At 54.7% G+C, this 18924-nt stretch carries 14 protein-coding genes and 1 tRNA gene; 12 read left to right on the top strand and 3 right to left on the bottom strand.

Translation table 11 applies throughout. From position 1 onward, the window contains the following. The first annotated feature begins 160 nt into the window (after positions 1-160). The gene (locus G512_RS0106745) at positions 161-2131 is read left to right on the top strand and encodes an alkaline phosphatase D family protein (protein ID WP_028481057.1); all 1971 of its coding nucleotides are present in this window, start codon (positions 161-163) and stop codon (positions 2129-2131) included. A 79-nt stretch (positions 2132-2210) separates the two neighbouring features. On the opposite strand, the gene G512_RS0106740 is transcribed toward G512_RS0106745, so the two are convergent. Next, positions 2211-3119, bottom strand: a complete 909-nt coding sequence (locus G512_RS0106740) for a hydrogen peroxide-inducible genes activator (protein WP_028481056.1) — start codon at positions 3117-3119, stop codon at positions 2211-2213. Between the two features lie 113 nt (positions 3120-3232). On the opposite strand from G512_RS0106740, the gene G512_RS0106735 reads away from it, so the two are divergent. Continuing rightward, positions 3233-3895: a peroxiredoxin gene (locus G512_RS0106735; protein WP_051269024.1), complete on the top strand. Its 663-nt coding sequence runs from the start codon at positions 3233-3235 to the stop codon at positions 3893-3895. 221 nt (positions 3896-4116) lie between these two features. Here G512_RS0106735 and katG read toward each other — a convergent pair whose 3' ends face one another. Next, the gene (gene katG / locus G512_RS0106730; protein ID WP_028481054.1) at positions 4117-6291 is read right to left on the bottom strand and encodes a catalase/peroxidase HPI; all 2175 of its coding nucleotides are present in this window, start codon (positions 6289-6291) and stop codon (positions 4117-4119) included. Between the two features lie 612 nt (positions 6292-6903). After that, a tRNA-Ser gene (locus G512_RS0106725) sits at positions 6904-6993 on the bottom strand. 290 nt (positions 6994-7283) lie between these two features. Here G512_RS0106725 and G512_RS20255 point away from each other — a divergent pair. The 10 genes from G512_RS20255 (at position 7284) to G512_RS0106675 (ending at position 18888) form a co-directional block, all read left to right on the top strand. Further along, positions 7284-8447 carry a septal ring lytic transglycosylase RlpA family protein gene (locus tag G512_RS20255; RefSeq protein WP_081657389.1) on the top strand — a complete coding sequence of 388 codons (1164 nt, stop codon included), beginning with the start codon at positions 7284-7286 and terminating at the stop codon, positions 8445-8447. A 64-nt stretch (positions 8448-8511) separates the two neighbouring features. Further along, the gene (locus G512_RS0106715) at positions 8512-9672 is read left to right on the top strand and encodes a D-alanyl-D-alanine carboxypeptidase family protein (protein WP_081657399.1); all 1161 of its coding nucleotides are present in this window, start codon (positions 8512-8514) and stop codon (positions 9670-9672) included. Positions 9673-9713: 41 nt separating this feature from the next. After that, positions 9714-10394 (top strand): dTMP kinase, encoded by a 681-nt coding sequence (gene tmk, locus G512_RS0106710; RefSeq protein WP_028481052.1) that lies wholly within the window; start codon positions 9714-9716, stop codon positions 10392-10394. Next, entirely contained in the window at positions 10387-11445 is a 1059-nt protein-coding gene (locus tag G512_RS0106705) for a DNA polymerase III subunit delta' (protein ID WP_028481051.1), read from the top strand. The genes tmk and G512_RS0106705 overlap by 8 nt, the downstream gene beginning before the upstream one ends. A gap of 106 nt (positions 11446-11551) precedes the next feature. Further along, on the top strand, positions 11552-13105 hold the full coding sequence (gene metG, locus G512_RS0106700; protein ID WP_028481050.1) for a methionine--tRNA ligase: 1554 nt from the start codon (positions 11552-11554) through the stop codon (positions 13103-13105). Between the two features lie 135 nt (positions 13106-13240). After that, the gene (locus G512_RS0106695) at positions 13241-14041 is read left to right on the top strand and encodes a TatD family hydrolase (RefSeq protein WP_028481049.1); all 801 of its coding nucleotides are present in this window, start codon (positions 13241-13243) and stop codon (positions 14039-14041) included. Between the two features lie 6 nt (positions 14042-14047). After that, positions 14048-14854 carry an MBL fold metallo-hydrolase gene (locus G512_RS0106690; protein ID WP_028481048.1) on the top strand — a complete coding sequence of 269 codons (807 nt, stop codon included), beginning with the start codon at positions 14048-14050 and terminating at the stop codon, positions 14852-14854. Between the two features lie 288 nt (positions 14855-15142). After that, positions 15143-15952: an alpha/beta hydrolase gene (locus tag G512_RS0106685; RefSeq protein WP_028481047.1), complete on the top strand. Its 810-nt coding sequence runs from the start codon at positions 15143-15145 to the stop codon at positions 15950-15952. Between the two features lie 243 nt (positions 15953-16195). Then, positions 16196-17191 (top strand): IS30 family transposase, encoded by a 996-nt coding sequence (locus G512_RS0106680; RefSeq protein WP_028481046.1) that lies wholly within the window; start codon positions 16196-16198, stop codon positions 17189-17191. A gap of 1145 nt (positions 17192-18336) precedes the next feature. Next, entirely contained in the window at positions 18337-18888 is a 552-nt protein-coding gene (locus tag G512_RS0106675; protein WP_028481045.1) for an EscU/YscU/HrcU family type III secretion system export apparatus switch protein, read from the top strand. The last annotated feature ends 36 nt before the right edge of the window (positions 18889-18924 follow it).

Raw genomic sequence — 18924 nt, 5'->3', positions numbered from 1 at the left:
TGTTGGCTTTTTGTGCCCAAACACACGGGTGTATGATCCTCAGAAGTGCAAGGTTTGCGGCACCTTCGCAACAAATCCTTTTGCAAGAACACAAAATTGCCTCGGGAGATGCTGACAAACCAGCTTGATAACTCGGGCAGGTGATGCACTTAATCGGTGTATGTCTGATCCAGTTTCCTTACCTGCCGTACTTGCCGGTCCTATCCTCAGACGTGTGGAACCCGGACGAATCGTCTTCTGGCTTGCAGTTCGAGCGCCCGCTCAGGTGCGGCTCGATTTGATGCCGACTGAGGCCCCTGCGCAGCGTGTGCTCTTGGATCCCGGCACCGATCATATGCAGCTTGTCAAAGCCGGAAAACGGTTGCACTACTTGCTGATTGATTGCCCTTTATCCGACCCGTTGCCTCATGATCATTGGATTGATTACCGACTTTCGTTGCTCATGTCGGATGAGCCTGAAAAGGGCTGGCAAGATCACACCATTTGGGCTCCTGACCTGTGTTACCCCGGAAAGGAGACCCCGGGCTTTGTTATTTCACGCAAGGTTCGGTCCATCCTCCACGGTTCGTGTCGCAAACCTCATTTTGACGGTGGAGATGGGCTGGTAAGCGCTGACAAGCTTTTGGAAACGGAGCTGAACACTGGCCAGTCTTCAGCTTCCGGTGTGTCAGCCAACTGGCCGGCCGCACTCATCATGAGCGGCGATCAAGTGTACGCGGATGATGTTGCAGGTCCGATGTTGCGCGCCATACACGCGCTCATTCCCGTCCTTGGGTTGGGTGATGAGGAACTCGGCACGCTCGAAAGCCGCATTCCACAGCACGCCTCAGATCTTTACGTTCATCCGGATACTTATTATCGGCGTGAAAACTTCTTGCCCAATCTGGAGCGCAACCGGGCATTGTGGATGGTATTGTTTGGGGGCGTGGAGAAGCCGATATTTACGGCAGATCACGCCCATAACCATCTGATCACCATTGCGGAGTTCCTCTGTATGTATCTGCTGGTGTGGTCGCCGGTTCCGTGGCAAGGACTGTCTATGGAGCGGCCCGATGAACTCTCAGTGGAACACCAAGATCTGTTCGCTCGTGAGCAGGAAGTCATGGAACGCTTCGTGGCCGGGCTTGGCAGGGTACGCAGGGCCATGGCGCATCTGCCGGTTGCGATGATCTTTGATGATCATGATGTAACAGATGATTGGAACCTGAACCGAGATTGGGAGGAGACGGCCTACAGTCACCCGTTTTCCCGGCGGATTATCGGCAATGCACTGGCTGCCTACATGCTCAATCAGGGTTGGGGAAACCGCCCCGAGGCGTTTTCACCGGCGATTATGGAGGGGCTCCAAACCGCCTTAAAGGCACCCGGCAAAGATGCGCACGATCAGTTTCTGGATGACCTTTTGGGTTTTGAACTATGGGACTATCAGTGGCCTCTGGATCCGCCGCTGATCGTTCTGGATACGCGGACGCGTCGTTGGCGGTCGGAACGCGCGGGCCACAAGCCTTCCGGGCTGCTGGATTGGGAGGCACTCACCGACTTGCAACGCGAATTGCGCGACAAGGAGGCGGTGATGCTGGTATCTGTGGCGCCAATTTACGGCGTTAAACTCATCGAGACCTTGCAGAAGTTGATGACGTATCTCGGCAAGCCGTTGATGGTGGATGCCGAGTATTGGATGGCACATCCGGGCACGGCGGATGGTATCTTGAATGTGTTCAAGCATCGCAAAACGCCAGATCGGTTTACGATTTTGTCGGGAGATGTGCACTACTCCTTCGTTTACGATGTGGAGTTGCGCGGACATCAGGGCGGACCGGATATCTGGCAGATTTGTAGCAGTGGCATCAAGAATGAGTTTCCGCACAAGCTTTTGAACAAGTTGGATCACTTAAACCGTTGGCTGTATTCACCGAGGTCTCCATTGAACTGGTTCACGCGGCGGCGCGGCATGAAAGTTATCCCTCGCAAGCCAGAGGGCACACCTCATGGACGCCGTCTTCTGAATGGCAGCGGCATTGGTATCGTTGAATTTGACGAAACCGGAGCCCCTGACAACATCAGCCAGTTACTGACTTCGGGCGAACGAGTCTCGTTTTCCCGGCGGGAAGGTGAAGCCCGCTGGGACTGAAGTCCCCATGGATGAACTCAAGCTTGTCAAGGTGAAGCCGGCACTGATTTCAGGGCGGGACACGGCGTGCAAACGCAGATCAGGTGTTCTCTCCCAGACTGCGTCTTGCATCACGGAGAACCTCGCCAATTTGTTGAAACAGGTTCCTGCTTGCCGTGCTTTTACGCCATGCCAACGCGATTTGGCGAGGCGTTGCATGCGCCAGTTCGGACAGATGAATGTCATGTGCTGCTGTAAGGCCGGCATCTGTAGCCAGGCGCGGTAGAAGCGTAACGCCCAGTCCTTCTTCCACCATGGACACCAGTGTCGGCAGGCTGGTCGCTGAGAACGACGCGTCTTCGGAAAGGACTACCCCAGGCACACTTGAAAGCGCATGGTTTTGCAGGCAATGGCCTCGTTCCAGAAGCAGGAGATCTCGTCCGGCAAGGTCCGGGCCTTCGATCTTCTCCAGGTTCGCGAGTGGATGATCACGGGGCAGGGCCATTTTGTAGCCGTCATCAAAAAGGATTTCTGTTTCGATGTTTTCTGGAAGCCCATGAGGCAGGGCAAGCAGAATGACATCCAGTCTCCCGTCCTGCAAACCGGCGACTAGAGCATCCGTCAGTTCTTCGCGAAGGTAGACTTTCAGGCGTGGCCACGTCTTGCGCAAGATGGGTAGAGCTCGTGGCAATAGAAAGGGCCCAACGGTTGGAATGGTCCCAAGACGGATTTGCAGGGCGCTCTCGTTGGCTGCCGCTCGCGCCATCTCTTCAAAATCCCCAACGCTGGCAAGTATTTGTCGTGCTCTGTTAGCCAAGGCGGCCCCCACGGGTGTCATGATCACCGCATGTGTTGTGCGCTCCGCAACACGGACCCCCAGACGAGATTCCATTTCCTTCAGGCCGGTAGAAAGGGTTGATTGGGTCACATGGCACTGCTCTGCAGCACGAGAAAAATTCCCCGTATCGGCAAGAGCAACCAAAAAGCGCATTTGTCGAAGCGTCGTCATAGGGAGTGCCTTGTTATTGAGAAATACGATTACAGAATGTTTTTAATTCAATTTCCAGAATAAAGCGAGGTCTCCTATGGTTGTCCTTGAAACGACGAGAGGAGATAGTTCCGATGACAACCGAACCCCTGACACAAGCTGAACCAACCGCAGGTTTGCCGCGCATAAATGAACCCGCTCCAGCCTTCAAGGCGCTTACAACGCATGGCACAAAGGAACTGGGCGACTATCGTGGCAAGTGGTTGATCCTGTTTTCCCACCCGGCCGACTTCACACCGGTGTGCACGACCGAGTTCATGGCCTTTGCAAACCGCGCTGCAGATTTTGCGACATTGAATACCGAGTTGCTCGGCCTGTCGATTGACAGCCACTATGCGCATATTGCTTGGATGCGCTCGATCAAGGAAAACTTCGGCGTTGAAATTCCATTCCCGATTATCGCCGACCTGGATATGAAGGTTGCGCAATCTTACGGCATGATCCAGCCCGGAGCATCAGACACACAGGCTGTGCGCGCCACGTTTGTGATTGATCCTGAGGGCGTATTGCGAGCCATGGTATACTATCCGATGACCAACGGCCGGTGCGTTGATGAATTCTATCGTCTGGTTCAGGCGCTGCAAACCTCCGATGCCAACTCGGTCGCAACACCAGAGAACTGGACACCGGGACAAGACGTTATCGTTCCAACTCCGCAAACAGCAGAGGCTGCCGAAACACGCATGTCCGAAGGCTACGATACAAAAGCTTGGTATTATTCTACCCGCAGCCTGTAATCAGGGCCGTTGGCTTTTCCCGGGGCATGCAGGCTGCCCTGAGCCGCCTTTGGAACAGCCGAACCGTACCGCTCACAGCAATACAGATATAGCGGAAAAGGGTTTCAGTGCGTGTCACCCGGTTCCGTGAGGCTGTATAGGTCGCAGTCATGAGACTAGGTCGGTTTTGAATAAAGCCCCGCGCCACCAGAGATGATGCCGCGGGGCCTGTCTTTATTGCGTCACGCTATGTCGAAGCGGTCGGCGTTCATGACCTTGGTCCATGCCGCAATGAAGTCGGAAACGAACTTCTCCGCGCTGTCGTCCTGAGCATAAACTTCCGCATAAGACCGCAGAACAGAGTTTGATCCGAACACCAGATCGATGCGTGTGGCTGTCCACTTGACCGCATCTGTTTTGCGATCCCGGATCTCATAAAGACCATGTGCTGTGGGAACCCACTTGTTTCCCATATCCGTCAGGTTGACGAAGAAGTCGGTCGTCAATGCACCTTCCCGATCTGTGAAAACACCGTGTTTGGTACCTCCGTGGTTCGTGCTCAGAACCCGCATGCCGCCAACAAGGACGGTCATTTCAGGCGCGGTCAGACCCATGAGTTGTGTTCGGTCCAACATCAACTCTTCGGAGGAAACGGCGTAATCCTTCTTCAACCAGTTACGGTAACCGTCATGGATAGGCTCCAATGGGTCAAACGAGTCTGCGTCGGTCATTTCATCCGTGGCGTCTCCGCGCCCGGGCGCAAATGGAACAGCCACATCAAACCCTGCAGCCTTGGCCGCTTGTTCTATTCCCACGTTGCCGGCCAGAACGATGACGTCCGCCAAGCTGGCACCGGTTGCAGCCGAGATGGGTTCAAGCACACCAAGCACTTTGGCCAGCCGCTGCGGCTCGTTGCCCTCCCAGTCTTTCTGTGGAGCGAGGCGAATCCGAGCGCCGTTTGCCCCGCCGCGCATGTCGGAACCACGGAATGTCCGGGCACTATCCCATGCGGTCGCCACCATCTCGGCGACAGACAAGCCGCTTTGGGCAATCTGCGCCTTGACGGCATCCACGTCATAGTCCGTTGCTCCTTTGGGCACGGGATCCTGCCAAATCAGATCCTCTTTGGGGACCTCAGGGCCAAAGTAACGTGCCTTGGGACCCATATCGCGGTGTGTCAACTTGAACCACGCCCGCGCAAAGGCATCGTCCAGTTGCTCGGGGTTCTTGTAGAACCGTTCAGAAATCACACGATAAATCGGATCCATTTTCATGGCCATGTCGGCATCAGTCATGATGGGCTTGACCTTGATCGACGGATCTTCCACGTCGACAGGCATGTCCTCTTCTTTGATGTCGACCGGTTCCCACTGCCATGCACCGGCAGGGCTTTTCTTCAACTCCCAGTCATAGTTCAGCAAAAGGTGGAAGTAGCCATTGTCCCATTTGGTGGGGTGAGTGGTCCATGCGCCCTCGATGCCACTGGTCACGGCATTGCGGCCCACACCGCGGCTTTGATGGTTCATCCAGCCCAAGCCTTGCTCTTCAACCGGCGCTCCTTCCGGGTCCGGGCCCAATTCGGCAGCATCCCCGTTGCCGTGGGTCTTGCCCACGGTATGCCCACCGGCTGTAAGAGCCACCGTTTCTTCATCGTTCATCGCCATGCGTGCGAATGTCTCTCGCACCTGCAATGCAGTTTTCAAGGGATCCGGTTGGCCGTTAACCCCTTCCGGATTCACGTAGATCAGGCCCATCTGCACCGCCGCAAGCGGGTTTTCCATGGTGGACGGGTCCTCGACGTTTTCATACCGGTTGTCGGACGGGGCAAGCCATTCCTTTTCCGCACCCCAATAAACATCCTTTTCCGGATGCCAGATATCGGCACGGCCGAAGGCAAAGCCGAAAGTTTTGAAACCCATCGATTCGTAGGCAACATTGCCTGCCAGAATAATGAGATCCGCCCAGCTGATCTTGTTGCCATATTTCTTTTTGATGGGCCACAACAGGCGCCGCGCCTTGTCCAGGTTGGCATTGTCCGGCCAGGAGTTCAGGGGCGCAAACCGCTGGTTGCCGGTGCCGCCGCCGCCGCGCCCGTCGGCAATGCGATACGATCCAGCGGCGTGCCACGCCATACGGATCATCAACCCGCCATAATGCCCCCAGTCCGCTGGCCACCAGTCCTGACTGTCTGTCATCAAAGCCGTCAGGTCTTTCTTAAGTGCCGCTACGTCGAGCTTTTTGAGTTCCTCCCGATAGTCGAAAGCACGGCCCATGGGATCGGTCTTGGTATCGTGCTGGTGCAGGATGTCGAGGTTCAGCGCATTTGGCCACCAGTCCATGACATCAACGCCAGTTGCAGTCAGGCCGCCATGCATCACGGGGCATTTGCCCTGTGGGCTCATATCATTTCCATCCATGTGGTTCTCCCTCGTTAATCTGGTGGACTCATCCGCCAGTTATTCAATGCGGGTTGCCGTTTGTCGGGATAGTAGGCGGGCTCCCGTTCAGTTTCCGCACACCGTCCCAATGGCCACCCAAGAGGCCTGTCCATCAAAAATCACAACGAGCCGGCCCTTGCCCGGAAAACGGGATGGCCCCGAAAAACGATGGTTTTGGCCTTTCTGGCGCTGATGGTACGCGTGATATACGTGGGTTCGCAAGCGGCGGTTTTTTAGTGTTTTAATCTGAGATTCTTCGAAAACAATGGAGACTGGAAGAGGGGATATTCCAGATGTTGGGGCAGGCCAGCCGAGTATGGGCTGTGCGGGACCGTACAACATACCCGCCCAAGCCGGCAGGGTTGTGATTGACTGGATATCGCTGACAGCGACTCAACACGTCCAATTGCAGCTTATGTCCGCAAACTGACCGGATCTACTCAACGTGCCATCCAAATCGTTGTTTGACAATAAATGGGGGTAGGCTTGGGAAGGCAGCAACACTTGACCGCATTCCCCTTGATGAAGGCCGCGAATATGCGCCATGCACGTTTGGATCAGATGCCGTAAGTCTTTGCGCAATAAGGGAAATGGCGGAGAGGGTGGGATTCGAACCCACGAGACGCTTCCACGCCCGCCGGTTTTCAAGACCGGTGCATTCAACCACTCTGCCACCTCTCCGGCTGTGTGGTGAGGCACCTTTTCGATTATTGGAAAACCAAAGTCAACCGCCTTTTCGGCGCTCTCCCCAAGCTGATTGGAAAAAACTGTCAAGAATGCAGGCCCGTAGACCCCAAGCCCGAAAACTGGTAGCAATATGTACTGCTGCAATTAGCCCTTGAAATCCGAAGGGGAGCACTTCGGTTTGCATCTGGTTAATATTTTTATGTGAAAACTACATCCGTAATCGGGGATCTGCTGCACTGCTTTATCTCTTCCCCTCACTGCGTGATTGTATCGAGTTGAACGCGATGAAAAAAGCTCTGTTGTTCCCTCTCACGGGCGAGAAGGGTCACACTTCGGTCTATGGAAAAGCCGAATCTGCGCCTTCTGTTGTCAAACAGACGCGGTCATTCTTGCTGGTCGCGGCGAGTTGCCTCGTATTGGCTGCTTGTGGTGGCGATTCCAGCAAGGTCAAGTTCAGCGAAAAAGATTATGGCGTGGCTGCCAGCCCGCGTGTCGTCAAAGGGGCAAAACCTGTTCCCAAGGGGGGCGGGCGTGCTGTCGTTGGCAAACCCTACAAGGTTGCCGGAAAGTGGTATTATCCCAAGGATGATCCCAACTACAAGAAAACGGGCATGGCCTCTTGGTATGGCCCCACGTTCCACGGTCGGATGACGGCCAATGGCGAGATTTTCGACCGCAATGGCCTCACGGCAGCTCACACCACCATGCCACTGCCGAGCTATGCGCGCGTTACCAACGTGGAAAACGGTCGCTCGATGATCGTTCGTGTGAACGATCGCGGTCCTTTCCACGGCAACCGTGTGATTGATCTGTCCGAGCGTGTTGCAAACATGCTCGATACCAAGAAGCACGGCGTTGCCAAGGTGAAAGTGGAGTATGTCGGTCGGGCTCCGCTCCATGGACAAGATGAGAGTTACCTGATGGCGTCCTATCAGGGACCAGGTGCTGTTGCGCCGGGAGCAACTCGTCCGGGCACATTGTTGGCATTCAACAAGCCGTCCAGCAGTGGTGTTGTTGGTCGGGCGCCTACGCCCAAGAATCGGCCCTACACGGCCCCAAGTCTGGTGGCCAGTGTCGATGCAACCGGGCTTCCTGCGGCGCGGGTGGCGTCTCTGGACCCGGCATTGGTGTTTGAACGGAATGGAGCCTCCATCCAGGTGGCGTCCAACAACACCTTCCAGCGACAGATCGAACAAACACTTCAGGGGCAACAGCCTGTGGGCTATCAGAGCCAATCAAGCCAGTTCCCCGCGCCGCAGGCTGGTGCAGGGGGGCTACTGCCACCGCCCTCGAAAGGCGTGCCACAACCTGCATGGCAACCCGGCAACGCGGTATCTTCTTATGCGGCTGACAAGCGTGTTTCCGATGCACATGAGGCGTTTGACGTCTTTTCGGGCGGAATGGGATTGAAACAGCTTTTGCTCGCCAATGCAAAAAAGAGCCGGTAACACTTGTTGAATAAATCTCGCCGAGTATCTTGGTCTGAACAAAACACTTTGGTGCATGGGCGATATGGATACTCTGCGAGATTGGTTAGCGATCACGCTAACGAGTTTGCTGTTGGTTTGGGCTTGGTCAGGGCCTGCCAACGCGGTTGAGTTGAGCGCAAACTCCGCGTTCTTGTACGATGCCAACCGCGACGCCTTGGTGTATGCCAAGAATGCGCGTGAGCCCATTGCGCCCGCGAATCTCACAAAGATCATGACTGCGCTGGTGGTGATTGATGCCATTCGCAATGAGGAAATCGCAGCGCAGACTGAGCTGCCGATCTCCGTAGATGCATGGCAACGGGGCGGTGCGCCTGCACGGGTGACGACGATGTTTGCCCGCGTTCGCAGCAATGTGTCCGTTGAAAACCTGCTGAAAGGGTTGGTGGTGCACAACGCCAATGATGCAGCCATCGCGCTGGCGGAAGGTATTGCCGGCGATGAACCTTCTTTTGCCCAGCGTATGACGCAAAAAGCGCAGGAACTCGGAATGACGGAGACCCGGTATGCAAATGCAACCGGCTACCCGGACTCTGGCAACCAGACCACTTTGGCCGATCAGTTGCGGCTCATTCTTCATATCATCCGTGAGGAACCGGAGCTTCACGGGCTGTATGGGGTGGAGCGTTTCACCTGGAACAACATCACACAACGCAACAAGAACCCTCTCATGAGGGAAATTGAAGCACTGGACGGCTTTACGGCAGGCTTTTCCGAAACCGAAGGCTTTGCAGCCCTTGGTACTTTGGAAATGGGTGGGATCCGGTATGTAGCGGGTATAGCGGGAGCCCCGACGGAAAAGGATCGGATTAACGACATGAAGACCTTGTTGGTTTCAACTTTTTCCGGCCTCAGCATTCGTCCTGTATTCACAAAGGGTGAAACGGTTGCAGATGCAAAGGTGTATGGTGGCAGCCAGCCCAGTGTTCCGCTGGTCACTCCGGGTGCCTTGCATGCTTTGATCGATCTGAGCCACAAGGAAGACTACAGCTTTGAGGTGGTTTATGATGGCCCGCTTTCTGCGCCGGTTCAAAAGGGTAAAGCTGTGGGGGAGTTGCGCCTTCTGTCAAAAGACACTGTGATTTTCACATCCCCACTCGTTACTGGTATGCAGGTACCAAAAGGAACGTTGCAACAACGCAGTATGGACGCTATTGCAGAGCTGTTCTGGAGTGTCTTTAGGTAGTAAGGCTTGATAGTCAAGCCGTTGATGGGGGCTTGTGCCGCGTGGCCGGAAAATTCATAACCTTTGAAGGTGGAGAAGGGGCGGGTAAGTCCACGCAGATCAAGCGGCTTCAAACACGGCTTGAAAACGCTGGCGTGCAGGCCCTTGCAACCCGTGAGCCCGGCGGCACAGCCGGGGCCGAAATGGTCCGCAAGGTGTTGTTGTCTGGCGCTGCCCGTGTTTATGGGCCGGAAGCTGAGGCGGTATTGTTTTCTGCTGCAAGGGCGGACCATATCGATACGTTGATCAAACCCGCTCTTGCCCAAGGGACGTGGGTCCTTTGTGATCGATTTGCAGATTCTTCAAGAGTTTATCAGGGCGAAGCCGGCGTATCTGATGTCCTGATCGAACAACTTCAAACACTGGCCATTGATGGCCAGGTGCCTGATTTGACTATTCTGATTGATGTGCCGACCGAAGTCGGTCTGTCCCGTGTGACAACGCGCTCCGAACAAGGAGTAGACCATGCACCCGACCGGTTTGAGCAGGACACGCTGGAAACCCATGAACGTCGGCGCCAACTCTTTCTGGAGATTGCAAAAAACGCCCCGGAACGGTTTGTCGTAGTCGATGGCAGCCAGACTCTGGACGATGTGGAAGAGGCTGTCTGGAGGGCTGTAAACGACAGGTTGGGAGCCCACTTGCCGGTTTCGGCGCAGAAAGGATCTGGGAGCGATGGCTAAAGCCCCTGCAATGGCACCAGCGCCCATTCTAGATGCAATTGAAGGTGTTCCATTGCCACGCGAGCATGGACATTTGTTTGGCCACGGCGAGGCGGAACAAGAGCTGTTGAGCGCGTATCAATCCGAGCGCATGCACCATGCATGGATTTTGGGTGGCCCCAAAGGCGTCGGCAAAGCAACGCTAGCCTTCAGGTTTGCTCGGTTCGTTCTTGAAAATCCTCAGCGAAATTCGCCTGTAGTCCAAACGGCAACGTCATTGAGTGTGCCGGAAACGAGCCATACGGCACGGATGATTGCCGCCGGTTCTCATGCTGACTTGCTTCATCTGAAACGCCCTTGGGATGAAAAAACAAAGCGGTTCAAAAGAGACCTGCCGGTGGATGAGGTACGACGTACTGTGTCGTTTTTCGGATCCACCTCGGCGGGAGGAACCTGGCGGATCTGCATTGTCGACGCTGCCGACGACATGAATGCCAGCGCAGCAAATGCCTTGCTCAAGGTGCTCGAAGAGCCTCCAGAGCGCTCGCTGTTTCTGGTTCTTTCGCACAATCCGGGGCGCCTTTTGCCCACTATCCGCTCAAGATGCCGCCGCTTGGAGCTACGTCGTCTTGATGACGGGCAGATGAGTCAAACACTTGGAGCGTTCGGGTTCTCGCCTGATGAGGCAGGAGCGTACTCGCCGGCCGTTCTTGCCATGGCGGATGGCTGCCCACGCCACGCCATGTTGGCCTTGGGGGGCGAGGGGCGAGAGGTGGCAGACCGCTTCTTTGGACTCATGCAGTCGGTGCCAGCCATTGATATGGCCGAGGGGCATCGGTTTGCCGATCTTGTGGCAGCCAGAGGCTCCGATGATGCCTGGTACACCTTTCTTGATCTTGCGCGCGGCTTTTTGTCTGATAGGGTCCGGAAAGATGCGCAACAGGGGGCAGGCTCTCTTGTCAGGTGGGCCGAGGTGTGGGAAAAGGTCAGCGACGCGGCCGCTGCGGCCGATGCCTTGAATCTTGATCGCAAGCAAGTCGTCCTGAATTTCCTCAAGGACTTACGCGGCTGATGCGCGTGGCTGTGACCCGATCAATCCATTCGTCGAAAGCTTCCAGTGCTCTTTTAGGGAGCTTTTAGTGTCTTACGATCCAACCCTTCGAGATCGATCGAATAACATGACAGAAAAATCGCCTTTCTTTATCACGACTGCGATTTCGTATCCCAATGGCGCGCCGCATATCGGTCACGCCTACGAGGCAATCGCAACTGACGCGCTGGCCCGCTTCCAGAGACTGGACGGCCGTGAAGTACACTTTCTGACCGGTACGGATGTTCATGGTCAGAAGATGCTTCAGACCGCTGTCAAGGAAGGCATGTCTCCCTCCGATCTCGCTGACATGAACTCCAAGCGGTTCCGCGAAATGGTTGAGGTTCTTGGGTGTTCCAATGATGACTTCATCCAGACAAACGAACAGCGTCACTATGAAGCCTGCAAGGCCATCTGGCTGAAAATGCAAGAGAACGGCGATATCTACAAGGATAGCTACGCCGGCTGGTATTCGGTTCGTGATGAAGCCTATTATCAGGAGAGCGAAACGGAAGTTCGCGATGATGGCGTCCGCTATGGTCCGCAAGGCACGCCGGTGGAATGGGTGGAGGAGGAGAGCTATTTCTTCCGCCTTTCGGCTTATCAGGACAAGTTGATGCACCTTTATGAAAGCCAGCCAGACTTTATCGGTCCGGCAACCCGGCGCAACGAAGTGATGAGCTTCGTCAAGGGCGGCTTGAAGGATCTGTCGATCTCGCGGACGACGTTCGACTGGGGTATCCCTGTTCCGAGTGACGAAAAACACGTGATGTACGTGTGGGTTGATGCTCTCACCAACTACATCACCGCACTGGGATATCCGGATATGGAAGGCAACATGGCCAAGTTCTGGCCCGCCAATGTTCATATCATCGGCAAGGATATTATCCGGTTTCATGCCGTCTATTGGCCGGCGTTTCTGATGTCTGCCGGCCTTCCGGTTCCTCATCGCGTCTTTGCTCACGGGTTCCTGTTCAACTCCGGCGAGAAGATGTCCAAGTCTTTGGGCAACGTGATCGCGCCGGCTGATCTTGTGGCGCACTATGGCTTGGACCAGATCCGGTATTTCTTCCTGCGGGAGGTCTCTTTCGGCCAGGACGGCAATTATAATCATGAGGCCATGGTCAATCGGATCAATGCCGATCTTGCCAACGATCTGGGCAATTTGGCGCAGCGTTCGCTGTCCATGATTCATAAAAATTGTGGGGCGCAACTTCCTGAACCAAAAGAGTTTTCCGAAGAGGACAAGGCAATTCTCGCGCAAGCGGACGCCATGCTGGAAACCTGTCGGGCGGCCATGGCGCGTCAGGAGATCCACCAGGCGTTGAGCTGCATTTGGTCCACGGTTGGTGAGGCCAACCGCTACTTCGCCTCGCAAGAGCCTTGGGCGCTGAAGAAAACCGATCCGGAACGCATGGCTACCGTGCTTTATGTCACGGCGGAAATTATCCGGCAGGTAGGCATTCTCGCTCAACCGGTCATGCCGGAGTCTGCATCCAAGCTGTTGGACTTGCTTGTTCTTTCTGAAGACGAGCGCCAGTTTGATCAGCTCGGGGCAGCTGGCCGTCTGGATGCGGGGCGCGCGCTGCCGAAACCTCAAGGCGTGTTTCCTCGGTACGTTGAGCCCGAAACCCCCGCTTGAGGATAAGCCTTTGAAAATCAGAGGAAGGGGTGTTTCGGCACCCCTTTTTTGCGTGTAAACACGGATGGGCTACCGTCAGGAACCTCCCATACCTGTACGGTGGGCCGCACCAATCGATAGGAATTGAAGTCAACCATGCTGATTGACAGCCATTGCCATCTGGACTTTCCGGATTTTGCTGAGGAGCGGGACGAGATCATCCACCGGGCACATGCGGCCGGTGTTGAGTTGATGGTCACCATATGCACGCGCGTGCGTCGGTTTGAGCAAATCAAGGAGATTGCGCACAATTATGCGTCCGTCTTTTGCTCTGTGGGAACGCACCCCCACAACGCCGCCGAAGAGGTTGATGTAACGGCTGAGGAAATACTGAATCTCAGCAAGGATTCGAAAGTGATCGCCATCGGAGAGGCCGGGCTCGACTACTTCTACGACAACTCGCCACGCGAGGAGCAGCGGGCCGTGTTCCGCAAGCATATTGCTGTGGCGCGTGAGACCGGTTTGCCACTGGCCATTCATACCAGAGATGCCGATGAAGACATGGCCTCCATTCTGGAAGAGGAAATGGCAAAGGGAGAGTTCAAGTTCCTGTTGCACTGCTTTTCCTCAGGCCGGGATCTGGCCATGCGTGCTTTGGATCTGGGAGCCTATTATTCCCTTTCCGGCATTTTGACCTTCAAGCGTTCGACCGAACTGCGGGAAATCGTTGCCGATTTGCCAAAGGATCGGCTTCTGGTGGAAACCGATGCGCCTTATCTGGCCCCGCAAAAATGGCGTGGCAAACGCAACGAGCCATCCTATGTTGTTCATACCAATAAGGTGTTGGCAGAGGTCCATGGAGTTGATGAAGAAATCATGGCCGCCCAAACCACCGATAATTTCTTTAGGTTGTTCTCCAAGGTGCCGAGGGAGCTGCATACTCGCTCTGAAGGATAAGTCTTCATGCAAAGCCAGTTAAAATTCACGATTTTGGGGTGTGGGTCGTCCACCGGGGTGCCGCGGATCGGCGGCGATTGGGGCGCATGCGATCCAAGCGAACCGCGCAATCGCAGGCGTCGGTGTTCGCTGCTGGTAGAGCGTATCAGTGCCCATGGACGCACAACTCTGGTCATTGATACTGGCGCTGATTTGCGCGAACAAATGATCAGCGCTGATGTAAAAGCGCTTGACGCGGTGCTCTATACCCATGCCCACGCGGATCATATCCACGGCATAGATGACCTCAGGTTCTTCGCTTTGATGCAGCGGGCGCGGGTACCGGTTTACATGGATGAGCCCACATCAAAGCGCGTCCGAACCGCCTTTGAATACTGCTTCACCACGCCGCCGGGCTCAGGTTATCCGCCCATTCTTGACGAACACCCTTTGGAAGATGCGGTGCCCGTGACCATTGAAGGGCGAGGGGGACCGATTACGGCCCTGCCGTTTCGAGTTCAGCACGGTGATATCACGGCGCTCGGCTTCCGGTTCGCTGATGTGGCCTATTCACCCGACCTGAATGATATTCCCGAAACGGCCTATCCAGCTCTCGAAAATCTCAATATCTGGATTGTTGATGCACTGCGGCACAAGCCCCACCAAAGCCATTTCTGTGTGGCTGATGCGCTGAAGTGGTCTGCTCATTTCAAGCCCAAGCACACGGTGCTGACGAACCTGCATTGCGATCTAGACTATGCCAGCCTGATGCATGAGGTGCCAGAGGACGTGGTTCCTGCCTATGATGGCATGACCCTTTATCAGGATACCTAGTTGGGAAAGTTATGCCCCACGGGGAAACAGTGTTTAGTCTTACCCGTAAATGGCGTGGTGCTACTGACTTGTCACCTTAAGGTGTGGAGATAAAGGACGGAGATCGCTGCGTCAGATTGCGTTCGCATTGATGAGTGGCATTTAACCGGAAGCAACGAAAATGCGCGGAAATTCAATATGATAACGCTGCGTACTCAGGGTATTGTCAGGGCTTCTTGATCTTCGGTTTCAATTGGGCTGGATCCAAAGGGGCAGATCAAAGGTCAGGTTTTAGGCGAGGGACGGGCAATGCGAGATTGGGATAAAGCATATTACAACAGCGGTGCGGTTCCGGAAGCCGAAGCGATCTTCGCAGGCTGGCAAACGAAGGCACAGGAATTCCGGGCAGACTGTCGGGGTGAGTTGTCGGTTGCCTACGGAGACACACCGCGGCAAAGCTTTGATGTGTTCTGGCCTGAGGAAACGCCTCGCGCGACTATGGTTTTCGTTCATGGCGGCTATTGGAAGGCGTTCGACAAGGAGAACTTCAGCCATTTTGCAGGCGGCGCGATGCAGCACGGCTTATGCGTGGCCATGCCCGGTTATGATCTGTGTCCAGCAGTATCAATTCACCAGATCACGCGGCAAATACAAAGGTCGATAGAAACGATTGCGAAAACGTGTCTTGGGCCAATCGTTCTGACCGGGCATTCTGCTGGCGGCCATCTGGTTGCGCGGATGGTTTGCGACGACATTTTGTTTCCAGCGAGCCTGCGCAGCAGGATCAAACGCATCATCGGTATCAGTGGTCTTTATGATCTGAGACCACTTTGTCGAACCAGAATGAATGACACCTTGGGTTTGACTGCTGAGGAAGCTCGTGCCGAAAGCCCGGTGCTGAGCGCACCACATGAACCTTGTGATCTGGTGGCATGGGTAGGCGCTGATGAACTGTCCGAGTTTCGGCGGCAGACTGCGAGCCTCAATAACCTCTGGCGCGGCTTTGATATCCGGATTGAACATCATGAGGCAATGGACCGAAATCACTTTACGGTTCTGGATGATCTTTGCGATCCGGGCTCGCAGTTGATTCAGACTGCCTTGGCCGCTTTGGTCTGATCGTCAACGCTAATGGGAATGTTGGTCATAGATATTTTGTTGGGATGAGCCTTCAGTGTTCATTGAGGTCACAATGGTGATGAACACCGAACGAAGATGCGCCAACCAAAGGCAATTCCGCAGCCTATCTATTTTATTTCCATAATCTGTCTTATGCGTTTTTTGCGTGTAGCCGGGTGCGCGCTATTCCCAAGTGCGACTTCTGTATGAAACCAATAGGTTATCAGGCAGGAGGAATATGTCATGGGATCAAATTACAGCCATCTTACCCTTCATGAACGCCGCAAGATAGAGCGTTGGCGTCGAGCAAATGTGTCTCCGACCCGGATGGCAGAAGTTCTCGGCAGGCATCGTTCGACTATTTTCCGCGAGCTCAAGCGCAATTATTTTGAGGATCATCAATGGCCGGACATCAATGGGTACTATGCTGTAGCCGCTCATGAGGACTGTGCAAGGCGACGCTCCAGAAAGCGAAAACTGATCCAACATGCAGATTTGCGCCGTCTTGTTGAAGAGCACATCAAAGCGGGTTGGACACCAGAACAGATTGCAGGCCGGATGCGTTTGGAAAATGCAGCTCTGCGTGTCTGCCAGGAAACCATCTATCGATACGTCTATTCCAAAGAAGGAATGGCGCAGGAATTGTGGTGGTATTTGCCGACCCATCGTAAGGCACGCAGACCGAGGCGAGCCAGAAAGCGCCTGCCCTCTAAATTTCATCGTGAAGTCAGCATTCTGTTCCGCCCGGATGTAATTGCCCACCGAAAGGAATTCGGTCACTGGGAAGGAGATCTGATGATGTTCATGCAGCATCTGGGTTTGCGGAATGTCACGTCTCTGGTCGAACGCGTGAGCCGATTTACCGTCCTACTTAAAAACGACGACAAGAAGACAAAAAAAGTTCTTGGTAAAGTCATCGACGCGATCTCGCATCTACCCCTCAAATCACGCAAGTCGATAACGTTTGATCGGGGCACTGAGTTTGTCGCCTGGCCACACCTTCAAGCCGAAACGGGAACGCAGACATGGTTCTGTGATCCTTCGTCACCGTGGCAGAAAGGTACCGTTGAAAACACCAACCGGCGCGCACGCAGATGGCTGCCCCGAAACTTAGATTTGAAACATGTCAGTCAAGCAGATCTGAAGACTATCTGTGACAAGCTCAATTCGACCCCGCGCAAATGTCTTGGATGGAAAACACCTGCAGAAGTCTTCAAGGAAAAAATGTTGGCCACATGACCAGCTGCACCCTACCCTTGGCGCCAGCAGAAGTCGCACCTCAAGTATCGCTCACAGTCTGGGCCCCGCTCCGCTCTCGTTGCATCAGGTGTCCTCCCGCGCTTGACGCGGGATCCAGGCGGATGCAGCCACATCGCTCGGACAGGGTTGGCTCTGGATGCCGGATCTGCGCACTGCTTGTCCGGCATGACCTCAGTGGGACTGGAGGCGTATGATCACAGACACATCTCACACGTCCCAGTGCTTCTGCTAGGTGTTCGGCTTTGTCAGCGGGAATGGGTGGCGGGTTATCCCTTTGCCTTTCATGTGTCCTCCCGCGCTTGACGCGGGATCCAGCCGGATAGCAGCCACATCGCGCGGACAGGGTTGGCTCTGGATGCCGGATCTGCGCGCTGCTTGTCCGGCATGCCACCGGTGGGACTGCAGAGCGCGTATCAGGGTTATTTGACGCTGTGGCGTTCCCTCTGCCCGTGCCGATCAGGCATTATCACCAACGGGAGTACCCACATATCCCGCAGTCGGAGCTGCGTGTATGGTTTTGAATGCCTCCTATTTCAAAAACATTCGATGGTGCTACTGGTGTGACCTCAGAAATGAAATGACCGTTCGGCATTGGGGCAAGGCTTGGGTACACCACCGGCGCCAAATGCGTTCAACTTGAAAGTGTTGTGCGACTACGGCCTTTCTCTCCACACATAACCCCGCGTTGGGCAACTACATCCCGCCAATCTCCCGCATCAGGGAACCTGTCGAGGTGAAACCCTGCCCGAAAGCACTCGCACATCGCTGTAATGGCCCGGTAGAAAATGATTCCACCTCACGCTCAAAACGAGTGGAAGTCACCTCATTTAAAACAGATGTATTTAAATCAAAGTTTATTAAAATAAAGGTTGGATCATATTGAAACAGTTTTCGTGATTGCAGAGAGTTTTTCCGCAAAAACTCAATATTATTATGTGAATTTAGGGATTGATTTACTTTTATGGCGATTTGAGAACAGATAAATTAAAAATAGATACAAATAGATGACCGATGAAACGCACAAAGCGACGGCCATCAAGAGAGCTGGCGCCCCACTTTACAGCGGTTCCAGCCCTTAAAGAACGTATCATGACAGGGTTTGGCAACAAGGCGGGTGTCCCGACATGGTTATGGTTCTGGCGGAATCCTTCTTTGAATTCATAGTGATAGCAGTGCTTGGTGTGCTGACGTGTGCTGTTTTGATGAACCATGCACTGAAAGCGCGCGAGGCTGTGGCCGCGCCCTCCTCCGGCCGGGTTGGTCCAACTCGTGCCCAAGGATCAGCGCCCGGTCGCATGGGTACAACCTCAGGCGCACGCCCTCGCCGCCGCTATGATCCGGTACAGGCCGCTCATCCAATCAGCGATCGCCTGCGCAAGGAAGAGCGCAAGCGTATCGTGGACGTCCTGAACCGCTCAACACTTGTTGTGGCCACCCCAAATCATACGGCAGTCGTTTTGCGTTATGAGTTTGGCGATGGGTCCACTCCAACCGTGACCTTGAAGGGAAATAACCTCAAAGGCCTGAAGATCCTTGAAGTGGCTCGGCAACTGGATGTTCCCGTCTTTCGCAGTTCCAAACTGGCAATGCAGCTTTACAACAGCGTCAATGCCAACAAGCCCATTCGTCACGAACACTATGTGCCGGTTGCCGAGCTGGTGTCCCAAGTGGTTTGAAACTCGTTCGGCCCAACAACGATCCGACAGGGTCAG

The organism is Pseudovibrio exalbescens DSM 16456, from assembly GCF_000422785.1.
Lineage (GTDB): Bacteria > Pseudomonadota > Alphaproteobacteria > Rhizobiales > Stappiaceae > Pseudovibrio > Pseudovibrio exalbescens.
This window is presented reverse-complemented; position numbering and strand designations above follow the sequence as displayed.